Origin of the sequence: Vibrio sp. 10N.261.52.A1, from assembly GCF_002876325.1 — a bacterium.
Lineage (GTDB): Bacteria > Pseudomonadota > Gammaproteobacteria > Enterobacterales > Vibrionaceae > Vibrio > Vibrio chagasii.
On sequence record NZ_MCYD01001143.1, the window covers coordinates 1 to 1,705 of the forward strand.

The following is a 1,705-nucleotide window of genomic DNA, read 5'->3' on the forward strand; positions in this document are numbered from 1 at the left end:
GATATAAGCAGCGAAACAATTGGAATATTGAGCAATACGAAAAAGCCTATTAAGACAAACTTAATAGGCTTGATAAGGGGGGGACAATCCATTGTCCTACATGAACTCATGGGCTCAGTTAATAAGCATTACAGCTAGAAAACAGGAGATCTAAAGACAGTCGAAGTCTAGTTGTAAAGAGGGCTAATAGTTACTTAACTAAACGTGTTTGAATACGAGCTCTGATGTTACTAAGTTGCGATTGGTCTAGATTCTTTAACTTTGAACGGTCGATATTCTTTAGGCGCTCGCCTTGACCAAAATCAGGATCAGTAACGATACGATCTTTAATTTCTGTTTTAATCTGATGTTTGACCCATTCAGCACCATTCGCTTCGATACTCATAAGAAGTCTGATAGCTTGAGCATTACGTTCAGCACCTAAAGAATCTTGATTACGATCTGCAAACTTTTGTAGTCCGTCAGTTGTAAAATCTTTGCCATATGCAGCATTGATAGCACTTGTCACGTCATCCCATGAACCAATATGATTGTATGCGTCGTTCATAAGCGTTTGTAGCATTGATACATTGCCATTCAGCGTTAGGTTGTTCATTAGAATGATTTGTTTACCAGTCAACTCACCGCCTGACAGCATCGTGAAAGCCATCTCGTTTTTTTCTTCAACGGAGAAATCGCTGAAGCCAGACTGCCAATCTAGGTAGTCGCCCATCATTGCAAATCCTGCTTGTTTAGCTAGAGCTTCGAGGGCTTTCTTATCTTGCGTGAATTCGCGATTCTTGATGCTATCATTGTCATAATCCGCCCATTGCGGTGCATCAACTCCCCATTCTGGAGAATTGTCTAAATCAGGAAGCTCTTGCCCCCAATTCGAGTCACGCTCAATTGAGATTTCACCTGTAATTTTATCGATATATAACTCAGTATTGTTGTAAGAAACAGTAATACCCATTGCATTGCCTTGATTCCGAGCGATATCAACTGTAGCTCCGTTATTCAATGTAATCTCAGAGACATTACCGCCACCTGAGGTTGCAGTTACTTCACCAATTTTACCGTGTTTATATAGATTTACATTCCCGTCAGATGCGATAAAACCAATTTTTTCACCACCTAAGAAAATGCCCCCATCAACGATTTTTAACTCTTGTGAACCTTCACCACCATCGATTTCTGGAAGAATTGGACTATTATCAGTATCGGGAATAACTCCCCAGTTATTATCTATGTCTACTTTGTAAAAACCACGGTCGTGTCTCCAGTGGTAAGTAGTTTGGCCATCAGCAGATGTGAAAGTGATGTTCTTGTTACCAACGTTACCTTCACGGAAAGTAATAGTTGCGCCTTCAAACTGAGAGTTATTGTTTAGTGTTACTGAGTAAGTAGTAGCACCGTTACCGTTGACAGAAGAAGTGATTACACCTAGTGGTTCATTATCAGCATTACGTAGACGAGTACCATCATTAGCTACATAAGCTACAACTTCACCATTATTCATCAGGGCTTTACGACCTTTTTCGTCTTCACCAATAGACCATTGAGCCTTAAGGCCATTATCTGGTTGAATTGGTTTGTTGTCCACGTCGGGTAATGTCTTATCAATCGCATTGATCAATTGGCGTTCTTGGATGTTAGCCAGTACATCTGCGCCGGTCTTTATCGTTGCCCAGTTTCCAGTCCCGTTACCCCCCCTCTGGCAGGGTAG

At 41.2% G+C, this 1,705-nt stretch carries 1 protein-coding gene; it reads right to left on the reverse strand.

All coding sequences use genetic code 11. The features are described 5' to 3' along the window. Positions 1 to 190 precede the first annotated feature (190 nt). Positions 191 to 1,705: hypothetical protein (locus BCT81_RS29230; protein ID WP_157938893.1), on the reverse strand; the 1,515-nt coding region annotated here is incomplete at its 5' end.